Source organism: Stappia sp. ES.058 (genome assembly GCF_900105595.1).
Lineage (GTDB): Bacteria > Pseudomonadota > Alphaproteobacteria > Rhizobiales > Stappiaceae > Stappia.
Map to the genome: position 1 here is coordinate 2,039,415 of NZ_LT629784.1, position 14,463 is coordinate 2,053,877.

Below are 14,463 nucleotides of genomic sequence, written 5' to 3' on the forward strand. Positions count from 1 at the left end.
CATGCCCGCCCTCTTCTCCCACCGTCTCGCGGTGCCGCTCGCCATCGCCGTCCTCGTCGTGGCGCTCTCCTTCGCGCTGCCCTCGAACTTCTACCTGCGGGTCGCAGCACTCGTGTGGATCTCCGCGCTCGCGGTGATCGGGCTGAACCTCCTGATGGGCTATGCCGGCCAGGTCAGCCTCGGCCATGCCGGTTTCTTCGGCCTCGGCGCCTATGCGGTCGCCGTGCTTCCCGCGCAATTCGGACTGCATCCGCTCCTCGCCGCCCTTGCCGGCGCGGTGGTCTGCGGGCTGATCGCCTTTGCCGTCGGACGGCCGATCCTGAAACTCAAGGGCCATTATCTCGCCGTCGCGACGCTCGGCTTCGGCATTCTCATCGCCATGGCGATCTCCAACGAATCCTGGCTGACCGGCGGTCCCGACGGCATGCCGGTCAACCGCATGACGCTGTTCGGCTGGCGCGCGCGCGGCGCGGAGACCTGGTACTGGATCACCGGCGGGCTTCTCGTCGTCGGAGCATGGATCGCGGTCAACCTGGTGGCAAGCCCCACGGGCCGCGCGCTCAGGGCCTTGCACGATTCGGAAGTCGCCGCCCGCGTCGCCGGCATCGATGTCGCCCGCTACAAGGTCCGCGTCTTCGTCATTTCCGCCGTCTACGCCTCCGTCGCCGGATCGGCGCTGGCGCTGGTCAACGGCTTCGTCACCCCGGAAACGGCCAACTTCCTGCATTCCATCGAGCTGGTGACCATGGTGGTCGTCGGCGGAATGGGCTCGATCCTCGGATCGGTGGCGGGTGCTGCGATCCTCGTCGTGCTGCCGCAGCTCCTCACCACTTTCCACGAATACGAGCACATGCTGCTCGGCCTGATGATGATGGTGATCATGATTGTGCTCAGAAGCGGCATTGTTCCAAGCCTCGCCGCGCTTTTCCAGCGGAGGCGCAAATGAGCATCCTTTCGGTCCAGGACATCGGCATCGCCTTCGGCGGCGTGCGCGCCGTCGACAATGTCTCCTTTTCCGCCGAGACGGGGCAGGTGTTTTCCATCATCGGCCCCAACGGCGCGGGCAAGACCACGCTGTTCAATCTGGTCTCCGGCGTCTACCAGCCCAAGACCGGCCAGGTGCGCCTCGACGGCGCGGAGGTCACCGCGCTGGAGCCGAACCGTCTCGCCGAGCGCGGGTTGTCGCGCACCTTCCAGAACCTGCAGGTGTTCTTTCGCATGACGGCGCGCGAGAACGTCATGGTCGGCCGTCACCTCAAGGAGAAACGCGGCCTGCTCGCCCATCTCCTCGCACTCCCCTCCACGCTTCGCCAGAACCGGGAAAGCGCGCAGATCGCGGACACCCTGCTGGCGCGCGTCGGACTGGCGGATTACGCCGACACGCCGGCCGCCTCCATGCCCTATGGCGCCTTGAAGCGTCTGGAAATCGCCCGCGCGCTCGCAGCCGACCCCAAGGTGCTCCTGCTCGACGAACCGGCCGCCGGCTGCAATGCGGTGGAAACGGAAGAGATCGAACGGCTGATCCGCTCCATCGCCGACGACGGCGTCGCGGTGGTGCTTGTGGAACACGACATGAAGCTCGTCATGCGCATTTCCGACAAGGTGCTGGTGCTCGACCAGGGCCGCGTGCTGGCGGAAGGCCCCGGCGCGGAGATCCGCTCCAACCCCAAGGTGATCGAGGCCTATCTGGGAACCCATGGAACGCGGGAGGCGAACCTTGCTCTCGACTGAAGCCCCCCTCCTGTCCGTCGCGGATCTCACCTCAGCCTACGGCCGCATCGAGGCGCTGCACGGCTTGTCGCTGCACGTCGGCGCGCGCGAGATCGTCGCGCTCGTCGGCGGAAACGGCGCGGGCAAGACCACCCTCCTGCGCGCGCTCTCCGGCGTCCAGCCGGTCACCGGCGGACGCGTGTCCTTCGAAGGCGCCGACATCACGCGGGCCAGCCCGCATGCGCGCGTGCGTGCCGGCATTGCTCAGGTTCCGGAGGGCCGGCAGATCTTCACGCCGCTCGCGATCGAGGACAACTTGCGCCTCGGCGCCTACCTGCGCAAGGACAAGGAGATCGTGGACGATCTGGAGCGGGTCTACGCTCTGTTCCCGGTCCTGAAGGAACGCCGGCGCAATCCGGCCGGCGGATTGTCGGGCGGACAGCAGCAGATGCTCGCCATCGGCCGCGCACTGATGAGCCGGCCGAAGCTCCTGCTTCTCGACGAACCGTCCATGGGGCTTGCGCCGGTGCTGGTCGATCAGGTGTTCGAGATCATCGCGCGGCTGCGCGACACCGACGACGTCACGATCTTCCTGGTGGAGCAGAACGCCTTTGCAGCGCTTTCCATCGCCGACCGGGGCTATGTCATCGAGACCGGCGAGATCGCGATGAGCGGCCCGGGCAAGGAGCTTCTCACCGACGACCGGGTGCGCGAGGCCTATCTCGGCGTGTGAGGCGCGACCCGCGCCGCGATCCGTTCACCGGGATCCGCATGCTCACGGTCCTGCCCGTCCGCCCCCGGATCATCGGAGAGACAGGCGCGTCCGCGCCCGTCTTCCTTGGCGCGGTAAAGCGCCTCGTCGGCGCTGCGAATGATCGACTTGGCCGTCTTCGCATCCTCCGGCCACCAGGCCACTCCGATGCTGGCACCCACGGCCGTGCGACCGCCCTCGATGGGAATTTCGGCGCAGATTCTTTCGACGATCCCGTCGCACAATAACCGCACGGCATCGCGCCCCAGCCCCTCGTGCAGCAGGACGATGAACTCGTCGCCGCCGACACGTGCCGCGATCCCCCGCCCCTTGACGGTGGCGAGGATCCGCGAAGCCACCGTACGCAGCACCGTGTCGCCAGCGCTGTGGCCGAAGGTGTCGTTCACCGCCTTGAAGCGGTCGAGATCGATGCACAGCACCGCGCAGCGGTCCTGCTCGCCCCGGCTCAGGATCTCTTCCAGCACCCGGTCGAAATAGAGCCGGTTGGGCAATCCGGTCAGGGCGTCGTGATGCGCCAGAAACCGGTTGCGCGCCTCGCTCTTCTGCATACGGCGCAGGGCGCGACCATAAAGGAGCGCCACCGCGCCAAGCGCCAGCATCGCCAAAGCGACCACACCGGCAAGCACCGGCAAAGCCTGGGCCCAGACAACCGTCGACGGCCGCCCGGGCGTCCAGATGGCGTAAAGCGCATTTGCGTCCTCTTCCCGGCTCATGCGCAGGGATCCTGCCCCGGCCGGCACTTCCCTCGCCGGCACCACGGCGACATCCTGAATGCCGAGCTTTTTTCCGGCCTCCGCGATCATGGCGGGCGTCAGCGGCTTCAGCGTCAGCAGCACATTGGGAAGGCCTTCCGGCAGCGTTTCCTCATCGTCGGGAACGATGGCCTGTGCGACGATCATGTTGACCTCGCCATCGATCAGCCGGAAATCGGAGACATAGATCGGTGTCTTCGAACGCACCGGATGCCCGAGAATGGTGTACCTCTCGCCATGCGGCAGCCGTTTGGCCATATAGGCGTCCCGGGCATCGGCGATCAGGTCGAAGGCAAGATCGACGTGTCTCTGCGCTTCCGTGACCGTGCGGATGTCGTCCTCGAACACCATCACGCGCGGCACGTCATCGGGTCCGATCACGATGGTCGTCTGGATGCCGAAATCGTCCCACAGCCAGTCGGCCATCTCCTCGCGGACGAACTCCCAGTCTATCCGGGAGATGAGCGCGCGCACCGCTTCGTCCCAATGGGAGATCTGCGACTGGTCGCGGGCGAGAATCTCGATCTGGCGGGATACCTCGTTGCGCACCAGGTTCCGCTCGTCACCGGCGCGCACCTCGTCGGCGATGCCGCCGGCGCGCGTCAGCACATGCGCGTTCGATACGGCAAAAGCGATCACCACCGCCGCGCAGATCAGATAGATCCCCACGGCGATGTTGCTCTCCCGCATTTTCATCCAGCGCGCCATCGAACATCCCTTTTCGTTGTTGGCCAGTACCATGGCGGACAGTGTTGAATCTTCAACTAAACGACATGGTTCCCGCGTCGTTAACGCGGGATGGCGGGAGACAGCAGCATGGCGCGCGGAAAACCCTTGTCCACCCCGGCGCGCCCTCGCCTTCGCTTTCGGAAACGATTGGTTTCCGGATCGGGTCCGGGACGACGACGGAGTGGGGCATAGTGCACTAGGCGACGCGAGGAGGATCAGTCGTCGTTATCGCTGTCGTCGTCGGGCGGATCGGCGTCCGGGTCGTCGTCTTCCGGCTCGCGTTCGAGAATGCGTTCGATCTGCTCGCGCAGCTTCTCGTAGCTCGGCAGAAGGTCTTCCAACTCACGAACACCCGGAAGCATGGTGCGCAGGACCGTGCGCGTGGCCCACCGGATCGGCTTGCGCACCAGACCGTCGAGCGCTTCCTTCTTGAGTTCGGCCTTGGCGATATCGACCGTCTCGCGCTGAATGTCGCGCAAGGTCCTGGTCGACGCCTTGGCGAGATTGCGGTCGACTTGCGCCTGATCGGCGGCGAGGTTCGCCTGGGTTTCCGGGTCGCTCTCCTCGGTCGTCGCTTCGGAAAGCTCGGCGAGCTTCTGACGGGCCTCCTCGGTGAGCGCGTCGGGCCGGGCCTCAAGCGTTTTGGTCATGCGGTCGAGCGCCGCGACCACCCGGTCCTGATTGCGGGCGGTGATTTCGTTTCGCAGCCGGTCGCGCTCGATTTTGGTGATCTCGGGGTAGCAGGCCTTCAACTCGGCCAGCGCCTCGACCGCCTCGTTCAGCGGATCGTCCAGTTCGGCGAGCCCGGTGCCGCCCTCGCGCATCAGCTCCGAAACGCGCGTAAGGAACCGGCGACTTGAATGAAGCAGCGCGCCGCCCTGCTTGCCGTCCGCGCTTTCCAGAAACGCGATGAGTTTGCGAAGAGGCCGCTCAAGCCGTTCCGGGAAATCGTGGTTGCGCTGCGCATCACATGCCTTTTCGTCTTCTTCCAGCGCCTCCCGCAGAAGCCCGATCAACCCGTCGTGCAGCGCGTCCCGCGTCGCCTCGGGAACCGAAAGCTCCGACGTGACATGGGCAACGTCCATGGCGGTCTCGCCTGGGACAAAATGCAGAACGCCGGGGCCCTGAACCAAGGCTTCGTCGGAAAGCGTACCGTTGTCGGTATCCGATTGGTCGGCTGCTTCCTCCGGTTCGCTCGCCGGGCTGCGCTTCGCCCGAAACTCGTCCCGGATGCGTACGAGTTCCGCGTTGACAGCCTTCGCACCCTTGTCCCAGAGCGCCTCCGGCAGATTGGCCCGCGCGATATCAAACTCCAGGTCCGCCGGTCGCCCGGCGAGACGGTCGTCGTACCAGTCCGTCCAGACCGACCAGTTGGGATCGAGGGCAAGAAGGCCCTTTCGCAGCTCTCTCCAATTGCCCGCAAGGTCTTCCGGAATGTTCCCCGGCCACAGCTGGCGCCGCGCCAGATCCAGCGCCGGCACGCCGGTCTCGATCGCCTCGCGATCCGACTTTAGAGCGGCGGCGGCGGCGTCGGCGGCGTCGGCGGCGAAGGCGGCGGCGGAGGCGTAGGCGGCGGCGTAGGCGGCGGCGTCGGCGGAGGCGTAGGCGTCGGCGGCGGCGGCGTCGGCGGCGGCGAAGGCGGCGGCGGAGGCGTAGGGGGCGGCGGCGTCGGCGGCGGCGCGGGCGGCGTCAGCGGCGGCGGCGCGATTCACTCTGGCGTGGTTCCTGTCATCAACAAACAACCACGCCAGAGTGGTAGCACGCAACAGCGGCAGAAAAAGGGTGTCGACGGTTTTCTCCGAGGCCGCCTTACCCCGTCCGACTATGGGAAGCACCCGCAAGGCCGCCCGCGACGCCAGCGCCACGGCAACCTCGGGCGGATGGCCCTTGAGCCACTGTTGAAATTCCTCGCGGTCGAAATCCTTGTCGGCCAATGCGCGCGCCTCGATTGAAAACGGGCCAAGTTTCGCGTGTTCGGATCGGTCGCGCAAGGGGGCTGTCGATGGAGGCCACTTCCCCCTCTCAGGCGTCACCCCGGCCGCCGAGCCGGGGTCCATTGGCACCCGTATCGGCGGCGGCTGTCCCCGCGCCTGCGGCAAACGCCGGCGCGCCCTCGCCGTCGCTTTCGGAAACGATTGGATCCCGGATCAGGTCCGGGATGACGGCGGAGGATGGGGCTGCGTCCGGGATGTTGACGCGGGGTGCTGAGCTCGCGTCCTTCCGCTCGTCATACCGGGCAAGGCGACGCCGCGACCCGGTATCGGGGAGCCAGGGCCCGTCCGTCATAGAGATCTGCAAGACTGTGCCTCTCCGATCCCGGCTCTCATTGCATTCGGCCGGGATGACGCCGGGGTCGGCTTCCGGGACGACGCTGTGGCCGGGTTGCGGTGCCGCCCCGCCCCTCACATCGCGTCGTAGTCGAGCACCACCGTCTTGCTGACGGGCCGCGACTGGCAGGTGAGGACGAAGCCGGCGTCGACTTCCCAGGGTTCCAGCGAATAGTTCACCGCCATGTCGACCTCGCCGCTCTCAACCTTGGCGCGGCAGGTGCAGCACATGCCGCCCTTGCAGGAGTAAGGCGCCTCGATGCCGGCGCGGATCGCGGCGTCGACGATGGTCTCGCCCGCGTTGACCGGCACGGACACGCGGGTGCCGTCGATGATCAGCTCGGCGCTCGCCGCATGATCGGTGGCAGCACCGTCATGGGCGGGCTTGGGCGCATGCGGCGCGGAGCCGTCGGCTGGCGTGAAGAACTCGCGGTGGATGCGCGCCTCGTCGAGGCCGAGCGCTGCAAGCGCGCCGCTCGCCGTCTCGATCATCTCGCCCGGACCGCAGAGGAAAATCCCGTCGGCGTCCTTGGCCGGCACGGCATGGGTCAGGAGCACCTGGAGCTTGTCGGCATCGAGGCGGCCCGACAGCATGTCGACATCCTGCGTCTCGCGCGACAGCACGTGGAAGACGCCGAGCCTGGTCGGGAACAGGTCCTTCAGGTTCTCGATCTCGTCCTTGAAGATGATGCTCTGCGCCGTGCGGTTGCCGTAGAAGAGATAGAACTCGCTCTCCGGCTCGCGGGTCAGCACCGTGCGGATCATCGCAAGCACCGGCGTGATGCCGGACCCGGCGGCAACGGCGATCAGCGTGCGCGGTCCACCGTCGTGCTGCGGCAGGACGAAGCGCCCCGAGGGCGTCATCACATCGATCTCGTCGCCGGGCGCGACGTTCTCGTTGGCAAAAGAGGAAAACGCGCCGCCGTCGATCTTCTTCACCGCGACGCGCAATTCGCCGTCGTCCTCGCCGGCGCAGATCGAATAGGAGCGGCGCACGTCCGCGCCGCCGATCATCGCGCGCAGCGTCAGATACTGCCCGGCGGCGAAGCGATAGGCCTCGCGCAGCTCCTCCGGCACCTCGAAGGAGATCGACACCGCCTCGGCGGTCTCGCGCCGGACATCCTTGACCTTCAACGCATGAAAACGCGGCGACATGCGGCTTCCTCCCTCAAAACCGGCGGGCCCGCGTATGGGGCGGCCGCGCCGGAGTGTTCTGTCAGATTTCGATCAGTGACACTTGAAATAGTCGAAGGGCTCGGAACACGCCGTGCAGCGCCACAGCGCCTTGCAGGCGGTCGAGCCGAACTCCGAGACCTTTTCGGTGGCAAGCGATCCGCAGCGCGGACAGGCGACCTCGTCGTCGCCGAAGAGCGCCCGGCGCGAGGCCTTTCCGGCCGGCGGCGCGATGCCGTAGGCGCGCAGCTTCTCGCGCGCCTCCTCGCTCAGCCAGTCGGTGGTCCAGGCCGGCGACAGCACGGTCTTGATGCGCACGGTCTTGAAGCCCGCCTCGAGGAGTGCTGTCTCGATGTCCATGGTGAAGACCGACATGGCCGGACAGCCGGTGTAGGTCGGCGTGATGTCGACCTCGACCGTGCCGTCCTCCATCAGCCGCACGTCGCGAAGCACGCCGAGATCGCCGATGGTCAGCACCGGCACTTCCGGATCGGGCACTTGCGCCGCGATCTCCCAGGCCCGCATGCGGGCGGCTGCGGCATCGACGGCGGCGGTCTGCGGGTCGGTGTTCATGGCCTACCACCGCATCCCGGGATAGGCGCGCTGCATGTATTGCATCTCGGAAAGCAGATGGCCGAAGCTCTCCGAATGCCGGCCGGACCGCCCGCCGGTCTGCATCCAGCCCTCCGGCGGCAGCGCCAGCGTCGCCTCGTCGCACACCCGGCGCAAGGTCGCGTGCCATTCGTCGCGGATGGTCTCGGGATCGACGGCAATGCCCTCGGCAACCAGCCGTTCCACCACGCCGTCGGCCTCGAAAAGCTCACCCGTATAGGGCCACAGCAGATCGATGGCGTCCTGCATGCGCGCCCGGCTTTCCGCCGTGCCGTCGCCCAGACGAATGGTCCATTCGCCGGAATGGCGCAGGTGGTAGGCCGCTTCCTTCTCCGCCTTGGCGGCAATCGCCGACAGCGTCTCGTCCTTCGAGCCGGTCAGCTTGCGCCAGAACGGCAGCATGAAGGCGGAGAAGAACAGCTGGCGCGCGATGGTCTGCGCGAAATCGCCGTTTTGCTGTTCCACCAGCAGGCAGTTGCCGAACTCGCGTTCCTTGCGCAGAAAGCAGAGCTGGTCCTCGTCGCGGCCCGCGCCCTCGACCTCGCCGGCGTAGGTATAGAGGTTGCGCGCCTGGCCGATGTGATCGAGCGCGACATTGGCAAGGCCGATGTCTTCCTCGAGCGTCGGCGCGTGGCCGCACCATTCGCCGAGCCGCTGGCCGAGAATGGCCGCGTCGTCGGCAAGGCGAAGCGTGTAGGTGAAAAGATCGCTGGTCATCGATGTGCGCTCCCGCCGCTCACATGTTTCCGACTTCTTCGGGGATCTCGTAGAAGGTCGGATGACGGTAGATCTTGGAGGCGGTCGGCTCGAACATCTCGTCCTTCTGCGCCGGATCGGAGGCGACGATCTCGGCGGACGGCACCACCCAGATCGACAGGCCCTCGCCGCGCCGCGTGTAGACGTCGCGCGCCGCCTGCAGCGCCATTTCCGCATCCGCTGCATGCACCGAGCCGCAATGGCGATGCGCCATGCCGGTGCGCGAACGGATGAAGACTTCCCAAAGCGGTGTGGTTTTCTCGGTCATGTTCGTCTCTCCCTCGGGCAAATCGTTCGGCGGCTCACTCGGCCGCGTGACGGGCGGCCTCGCGGCGGTCGGCGCGTTTTTGCGAAAAGGCAAGGGCTGCCTCGCGCACCCAGGCGCCGTCTTCATGCGCCTTGTTGCGCGCGGCGAGCCTTTCGCGGTTGCACGGCCCGTCGCCGGCGACGACGCGCATGAACTCGTCCCAGTCGATCGCGCCGAATTCCCAGTGGCCGCTCTCCTCGTTGAAGGCGAGCTTTTCGTCTGGAATGGTCAGGCCGAGGTAATGCGCCTGCGGCACCGTCGCGTCGACGAACTTCTGGCGCAGCTCGTCGTTGGTGAAGCGCTTGATCTTCCAGGCCATCGATTGCGCGGAATGCTTGCTGTTGGTGTCCGACGGCCCGAACATCATCAGCGACGGCCACCACCAGCGGTTCAGCGCGTCCTGCACCATCTCCTTCTGCTCCTCGGAAGAGCGCACCATCTCCAGCAGCAGCTCGTAGCCCTGGCGCTGGTGGAAGCTCTCTTCCTTGCAGACGCGGATCATCGCGCGCGAATAGGGTCCGAAGGAACAGCGGCACAGCGGGATCTGGTTCATGATCGCGGCACCGTCGACCAGCCAGCCGATGGCGCCGATGTCGGCCCAGGTCAGCGTCGGATAGTTGAAGATCGAGGAATATTTCGCCTTGCCGGAGAGAAGCTGCTCGGTCAGTTCCTCGCGCGACACGCCCAGCGTCTCGGCGGCGGAATAGAGATAGAGACCGTGGCCGCCCTCGTCCTGCACCTTGGCAAGGAGCGCTGCCTTGCGCTTCAGGGTCGGCGCGCGGGAAATCCAGTTGCCCTCCGGCAGCATGCCGACGATCTCGGAATGGGCGTGCTGCGAGATCTGGCGCACCAAGGTCTTGCGGTAGCCCTCCGGCATCCAGTCGTTCGGCTCGATCTTCTCTTCCGCATCGACGCGCGCCTGGAACGCCGCGACGCGATCCGCGTCCTCGACGGCTCCTGTCTCGGTGTCCCGCGCATTGAGTGCCTGGGTATACATGGTGAAACCTCCTCGAACCGTCCGCCGTCCGTTTCCGGAAAAAGACACGCGGATCCGTCCCGTTCCGCGCCAGCGTGAGACGACTATACGTGACGAATATTTTGGGTTTCAAGCAGTTTTTGTCACACGTTGTGACGCACTGCGGCAAGTCTCTGAAAACGCGAAACTAAGAGGAAAACCGCGCGCTGTCCTCTGGGGCCTGCGCGGGCAGCGGGCCGGCAGTCGAGCGGGCGTTTTGCACGATCCAGCGCTCCGCGCCGGGACGAAGCGCGGCATAGATCCGGGCGGTGAGTGCGTTTGCCTCACGCCCCGGCCAGTCCGCAGGCAGCAGCTCGGCCGCCAGCATCGGATCGCGCAAGATCAGCCGGCGATAATCGTGAATGAGCAGCGTGCGGGCGACCATCGCGCCGGCATCGGATGGAGCGCCGCCCTTTGCAAGAGCCGTATCGAGCGGCGCGAAGGCGGCGATGAAGCGGCGATAGCGCTCCGAAAGCGGCGGCAGGTCGAAGGCGCGCGCGGCGAGATCCGCCGCCGATCCGCCGATCACCTCGGCGGCGAGATGGATACAGCGCTCCGCGCCCGCCCCCTCGAGCGGCGGGCTGGCGGAGGTGCCGACCAGAACCGACGCGCCCAGCGCGCCGTAACCGGACTTCAGCGCGCCGTCGCGCAGGGAACCGCGCTCCTCGCTTTCGGGAAGCACCACGACCCGCAAGGCCGCCGCCGCCTCGCGATGGTCGCTCAGCCGGTACACCCGCGCCAGCGCCGGCACGAAGACCCGGTGTCCCTCGGCGGACAGCCGGTAGTAGCTGAGCCGGCCGACCTTCATCCGGTCGACCCAGCCGTCCCGCGCAAGCCGGGAGAGCGCGGCCCGCACGGCCGCCGCATCGATCCGCATTTCGGCCAGAAGATCGGACAGCGTCCCGGCCCAGACCTCACCGCCGCGCGGCGCCACAATGTCGCCGAAGATCGTGACGATCAGCGACCAGACGCGCAAAGGCTGCGTCGCCTGCAGCCGCTCGACAAGCGCCGCGACACAGGCGTCGGGAGAAGAGTGCTTATCCATCGACAGCTGACTTCATTTCTGGAACCAGGGTGATGATGTCAAACTGCTTTACCCCCTGAAAACACGAAGCGGCTCTGCTTACCCGCAGCGTCATACCGGGCAAGGCGCAAGCCGCGACCCGGTATCGGAGAGCCCGGACCTTCCCTGATCGAGCCCGAGAGGCCGTGCCTCCCCGATCCCGGATCTGCGCGAACGCTCCGTCCGGGATGACGCAAATCACAAGACCTGGAGGCAAAACAGGGGGCGCCAGAGGCGCCCCCTGTCAGCTTAACTCGGGCGGACTTCCGGAAAGCGCTTTCCGGAAAGCACTTCACTGACGCGCCCTTGATTGACGTTCAAATGAGCCGCGATTTCATGCTGCATGAGATCGGTATCCCGACCCATAGCCTTGATTTCAGCGGCCATTTCCGGTGTTAAAGGAGGACTTCTTCTGCGCGACATCAGCGCCCCCTCCCTGCACCGTTTTTCGAACGATCGACCAAGATGTAGCTTTCGCCAGACTTGGTCGTGGGAGGCAAGGGCTCGCCCTTCACCACCGTACGTTCTACGCCCTTGCGTCCGCCGCGAGGGCCAACACGCTCATATTGCCCGGAGGCAGGGGCCTTCTGGCCCGGTTTCAGCCTGGTAATAGGCTTCACTCCTAGCGCCCTATTGCGTTGGAGGCCGACGAAGTGATAGATGACCAATGCCAACTGGTATCTAGCTTCAAATTTCGATTGCCTGCTCGCGGGCGCCGACGACGCTAGACAAACGAAAAGGGCCTGCAGGAAAAACCTGCAGGCCCTTTTTAGATAGAATTTACTTTTCGATCAAGCGCGAAACGCACTTATCCCCATTAAATCCACGTATCATAATACACCATGGGGCGCATATGCCCGTCAAGCGAAATTTGCGCAAACGCATATTTTTTTGCTCAGCCGGCGTGATGGGCATGCCAGTGCCAGGCGATGTCGATGCGCCGCGCGACCCAGGCGTCCTCGTGGGCAGCGACATAGTCGAGGAAGCGCGCAAGGGCTGCCGCGCGGCCCGGACGTCCGGCGAGCCGGCAGTGCAGCCCGACCGACATCATCTTCGGCGCGCCCGCCTCGCCTTCCGCATAGAGCGTGTCGAACGTGTCCTTGAGATAGGCGAAGAACTGGTCGCCGGAGTTGAAGCCCTGCGGGGTTGCAAAGCGCATGTCGTTGGCGTCGAGCGTATAGGGAATGACCAGATGCGGCCCCGACGGCCCTTCCACCCAATAGGGCAGGTCGTCTGCGTAACTGTCGGAATCGTAGAGGAACCCGCCCTCCTCCATCACAAGGTCGCGGGTGTGTTCCGACGAGCGCCCCGTGTACCAGCCGAGCGGACGCGAACCGGTCACCTCCTCGTGGATGCGGATCGCCTCGTCCATGTGGCGGCGTTCGTCGTCGCGCGAGAAGTCCTTGTACTCGATCCACTTGAGGCCGTGCGAGGCGATTTCCCAGCCGGCCTCGTTCATCGCCTCGACCGCCTGCGGATTGCGCTGGAGCGCGGTGGCGACGCCATAGACGGTGAGCGGCATGGCACGGCTCGTGAACATCCGCCACAGCCGCCAGAAGCCGGCGCGCGCGCCGTATTCGTAGATCGATTCCATGTTCATGTGGCGCTGGCGCGTCCAGGCCGCCGCGCCGACGATCTCCGACAGGAAGGCCTCGGAGTGCGTGTCGCCATGCAGGATGCAGTTCTCGCCGCCCTCTTCGTAGTTGAGGACGAACTGAACCGCGACCTTGGCGCCATTCGGCCATTGCGGGTCGGGCGTCTCGCGTCCGTAGCCGATCAGGTCGCGCGGATAGGTGTCGCTCATGGAGATGGGTCCCGTGTTCGCCGCTGGCAGGTGCCGTCACGTATCGCAGCGAAGAAACCCAAAACGCGGGCGCGATGCAAGAGATTCCACCCGCTCGACCCGCCGGAAGGCTATGACCGCACGCGCACCGGCGCGGGCCGGAGCGCCGGCCGAAGCCCGGACATGGCCGCAAGTCCCTCGTCGAGACGCTGGCCCTTGCCGCCCTTTCCGCCGCGGTCGTTGCGCTCCGCGGACGGCAGCGCCATCACGGCCGCGCCCATCGCCGCCGAACACAGCGTGATCATCAGCCCGAACAGCAGGACGACGACCGGCAGCACCGGATTGTCGGAATTGAGAATGAGGCTGCGCAGGTTCGCCGTGTCGAAAAACATCAGTCCGCCAAGCACCATCACGGAAACGAAGGCGCCGATCAGCCAGTTGATCGCAAGCAACCGGAAAAACGGAGACGCCCAGAGCGAGCGCAGGGAATCGGGCTCGCGAAAGGTCGTATCGTCCGCCGCGCCGTCGCGGCCGGTCCTGTCGTCTGCCATCGGATGCCTCCAAAGCTCGTTGCGCAATCGAACGACCGATCATGTGCGCAGCCGGGCCGCCATGTCGACGCGGCCCTTTGGCGCAGCCCCGTTTCCGCGCCGCCCGCACGATCACACTCCTCCTCTATCCTGTGGTCTTCGCCGGCAACTTCAAGGACACGCGGGAAAAATGACGCCGGGTCTTGCACCCTTTCCTCAAGCCTATATATACAGCGAGGATATATCGAGCCGATATATAACGGATTGTGAATATTGCGGCTCGTTCCCGAAGGTGCCGGCAGAACAGGCGCATGGCCTTCGACCCTTCAGGGACGGCAACCTGCCAGCGACGGCAACCGGAAAGGACGACCCTCATGAGCGTACGGACCCTGTGTCTCGCGATTCTCAATTTCGGGGACGCCACCGGCTACGAGATCCGCAAGCTGTCCACCGAAGGCCGCTACAGCTATTTCGTCGACGCGAGTTTCGGCTCGATCTACCCCGCCCTCGCCCGCCTGGAGTCCGACGGCCTCGTGACCGTGCGCGAGGAAGCGCAAAGCGGCAAGCCGTCGCGAAAGATCTATTCCATCACCGAGGCCGGCCGCGAAGCTTTCGTGGAAGCACTGAGCGAGACACCCGCGCCCGACACCTTCCGCTCGCCGTTTCTTCTCGTTGCCATGTGCGCGGATCTCGTCGACACGCAGACCATCCGCGCGGCCATCGATCACCGGCTGCAAAACCTGCATGAAGAATTCGCCAAGCTCGACGGCATTGCCGAGGAATGCAGCCACGCACCGACCAAATTCATTCTCGATTACGGCCGCCATTGCATGCGTCAGGACATTGCCTTCCTGACGGAAAACCGCGCCCGCATCGAGACCCTCGAACCACACACGGCAGCAGACCTCCCCGCTGCGGCCGAATAGAAATCGAC

16 protein-coding genes are annotated in these 14,463 nt (G+C 65.8%); 4 read left to right on the forward strand and 12 right to left on the reverse strand.

What is annotated here, in order from left to right; genetic code table 11:
* Nucleotide 1 precedes the first annotated feature (1 nt).
* Genes BLU32_RS09395 through BLU32_RS09405 form a run of 3 tightly spaced genes read left to right on the forward strand, consistent with a single transcriptional unit; the run spans nucleotide 2 to nucleotide 2,443 of the window.
* Nucleotides 2–946, forward strand: coding sequence for a branched-chain amino acid ABC transporter permease (locus BLU32_RS09395; RefSeq protein WP_093806430.1), 945 nt, complete (start codon nucleotides 2–4; stop codon nucleotides 944–946).
* Nucleotides 943–1,731, forward strand: coding sequence for an ABC transporter ATP-binding protein (locus BLU32_RS09400; RefSeq protein WP_093806432.1), 789 nt, complete (start codon nucleotides 943–945; stop codon nucleotides 1,729–1,731). The genes BLU32_RS09395 and BLU32_RS09400 overlap by 4 nt, the downstream gene beginning before the upstream one ends.
* Entirely contained in the window at nucleotides 1,718–2,443 is a 726-nt protein-coding gene (locus BLU32_RS09405; protein ID WP_244501825.1) for an ABC transporter ATP-binding protein, read from the forward strand. The genes BLU32_RS09400 and BLU32_RS09405 overlap by 14 nt, the downstream gene beginning before the upstream one ends.
* Here BLU32_RS09405 and BLU32_RS09410 read toward each other — a convergent pair.
* The 12 genes from BLU32_RS09410 to BLU32_RS09465 form a co-directional block, all read right to left on the reverse strand.
* Nucleotides 2,428–3,942 carry a diguanylate cyclase domain-containing protein gene (locus BLU32_RS09410; RefSeq protein ID WP_172838553.1) on the reverse strand — a complete coding sequence of 505 codons (1,515 nt, stop codon included), beginning with the start codon at nucleotides 3,940–3,942 and terminating at the stop codon, nucleotides 2,428–2,430. The two genes, BLU32_RS09405 and BLU32_RS09410, sit on opposite strands and share 16 nt — an antisense overlap.
* Before the next feature lie 236 nt (nucleotides 3,943–4,178).
* Complete coding sequence (locus BLU32_RS21770) at nucleotides 4,179–5,954, reverse strand: hypothetical protein (RefSeq protein ID WP_157727596.1); 1,776 nt, start codon at nucleotides 5,952–5,954, stop codon at nucleotides 4,179–4,181.
* Nucleotides 5,955–5,985: 31 nt separating this feature from the next.
* Nucleotides 5,986–6,261, reverse strand: coding sequence for a hypothetical protein (locus BLU32_RS09420; RefSeq protein WP_157727597.1), 276 nt, complete (start codon nucleotides 6,259–6,261; stop codon nucleotides 5,986–5,988).
* 104 nt (nucleotides 6,262–6,365) lie between these two features.
* Nucleotides 6,366–7,445, reverse strand: a complete 1,080-nt coding sequence (gene paaE / locus BLU32_RS09425) for a 1,2-phenylacetyl-CoA epoxidase subunit PaaE (RefSeq protein ID WP_093806440.1) — start codon at nucleotides 7,443–7,445, stop codon at nucleotides 6,366–6,368.
* A 72-nt stretch (nucleotides 7,446–7,517) separates the two neighbouring features.
* A complete protein-coding gene (paaD, locus tag BLU32_RS09430; RefSeq protein ID WP_093806442.1) occupies nucleotides 7,518–8,036 on the reverse strand; it encodes a 1,2-phenylacetyl-CoA epoxidase subunit PaaD in 519 nt (172 codons plus the stop codon).
* Between the two features lie 3 nt (nucleotides 8,037–8,039).
* Nucleotides 8,040–8,792, reverse strand: coding sequence for a 1,2-phenylacetyl-CoA epoxidase subunit PaaC (gene paaC, locus BLU32_RS09435; protein ID WP_093806444.1), 753 nt, complete (start codon nucleotides 8,790–8,792; stop codon nucleotides 8,040–8,042).
* 19 nt (nucleotides 8,793–8,811) lie between these two features.
* Entirely contained in the window at nucleotides 8,812–9,099 is a 288-nt protein-coding gene (gene paaB, locus BLU32_RS09440; protein ID WP_093806446.1) for a 1,2-phenylacetyl-CoA epoxidase subunit PaaB, read from the reverse strand.
* Nucleotides 9,100–9,133: 34 nt separating this feature from the next.
* Complete coding sequence (gene paaA / locus BLU32_RS09445; protein ID WP_093806448.1) at nucleotides 9,134–10,135, reverse strand: 1,2-phenylacetyl-CoA epoxidase subunit PaaA; 1,002 nt, start codon at nucleotides 10,133–10,135, stop codon at nucleotides 9,134–9,136.
* Between the two features lie 166 nt (nucleotides 10,136–10,301).
* Nucleotides 10,302–11,198: a PaaX family transcriptional regulator C-terminal domain-containing protein gene (locus tag BLU32_RS09450; RefSeq protein ID WP_093806450.1), complete on the reverse strand. Its 897-nt coding sequence runs from the start codon at nucleotides 11,196–11,198 to the stop codon at nucleotides 10,302–10,304.
* A 267-nt stretch (nucleotides 11,199–11,465) separates the two neighbouring features.
* On the reverse strand, nucleotides 11,466–11,639 hold the full coding sequence (locus tag BLU32_RS21775) for a hypothetical protein (RefSeq protein WP_157727598.1): 174 nt from the start codon (nucleotides 11,637–11,639) through the stop codon (nucleotides 11,466–11,468).
* Nucleotides 11,640–12,111: 472 nt separating this feature from the next.
* Complete coding sequence (gene puuE / locus BLU32_RS09460; protein ID WP_093806452.1) at nucleotides 12,112–13,020, reverse strand: allantoinase PuuE; 909 nt, start codon at nucleotides 13,018–13,020, stop codon at nucleotides 12,112–12,114.
* 110 nt (nucleotides 13,021–13,130) lie between these two features.
* Nucleotides 13,131–13,550, reverse strand: a complete 420-nt coding sequence (locus tag BLU32_RS09465; RefSeq protein ID WP_093806454.1) for a hypothetical protein — start codon at nucleotides 13,548–13,550, stop codon at nucleotides 13,131–13,133.
* 353 nt (nucleotides 13,551–13,903) lie between these two features.
* Between BLU32_RS09465 and BLU32_RS09470 the strand changes: the two genes are divergently transcribed.
* Nucleotides 13,904–14,455, forward strand: coding sequence for a PadR family transcriptional regulator (locus BLU32_RS09470; protein ID WP_093806456.1), 552 nt, complete (start codon nucleotides 13,904–13,906; stop codon nucleotides 14,453–14,455).
* Nucleotides 14,456–14,463 lie beyond the last annotated feature (8 nt).

Bases quoted from the DNA above. Each gene is read 5' to 3' on its own strand.
- BLU32_RS09395 (WP_093806430.1), top strand. From the start codon at position 2: ATGCCCGCCCTCTTCTCCCACCGTCTCGCGGTGCCGCTCGCCATCGCC.
- BLU32_RS09400 (WP_093806432.1), top strand. From the start codon at position 943: ATGAGCATCCTTTCGGTCCAGGACATCGGCATCGCCTTCGGCGGCGTG.
- BLU32_RS09410 (WP_172838553.1), bottom strand. From the start codon at position 3,942: ATGGCGCGCTGGATGAAAATGCGGGAGAGCAACATCGCCGTGGGGATC.
- paaE (WP_093806440.1), bottom strand. From the start codon at position 7,445: ATGTCGCCGCGTTTTCATGCGTTGAAGGTCAAGGATGTCCGGCGCGAG.
- paaD (WP_093806442.1), bottom strand. From the start codon at position 8,036: ATGAACACCGACCCGCAGACCGCCGCCGTCGATGCCGCAGCCGCCCGC.
- paaC (WP_093806444.1), bottom strand. From the start codon at position 8,792: ATGACCAGCGATCTTTTCACCTACACGCTTCGCCTTGCCGACGACGCG.
- paaB (WP_093806446.1), bottom strand. From the start codon at position 9,099: ATGACCGAGAAAACCACACCGCTTTGGGAAGTCTTCATCCGTTCGCGC.
- paaA (WP_093806448.1), bottom strand. From the start codon at position 10,135: ATGTATACCCAGGCACTCAATGCGCGGGACACCGAGACAGGAGCCGTC.
- BLU32_RS09450 (WP_093806450.1), bottom strand. From the start codon at position 11,198: ATGGATAAGCACTCTTCTCCCGACGCCTGTGTCGCGGCGCTTGTCGAG.
- BLU32_RS21775 (WP_157727598.1), bottom strand. From the start codon at position 11,639: ATGTCGCGCAGAAGAAGTCCTCCTTTAACACCGGAAATGGCCGCTGAA.
- puuE (WP_093806452.1), bottom strand. From the start codon at position 13,020: ATGAGCGACACCTATCCGCGCGACCTGATCGGCTACGGACGCGAGACG.
- BLU32_RS09465 (WP_093806454.1), bottom strand. From the start codon at position 13,550: ATGGCAGACGACAGGACCGGCCGCGACGGCGCGGCGGACGATACGACC.
- BLU32_RS09470 (WP_093806456.1), top strand. From the start codon at position 13,904: ATGAGCGTACGGACCCTGTGTCTCGCGATTCTCAATTTCGGGGACGCC.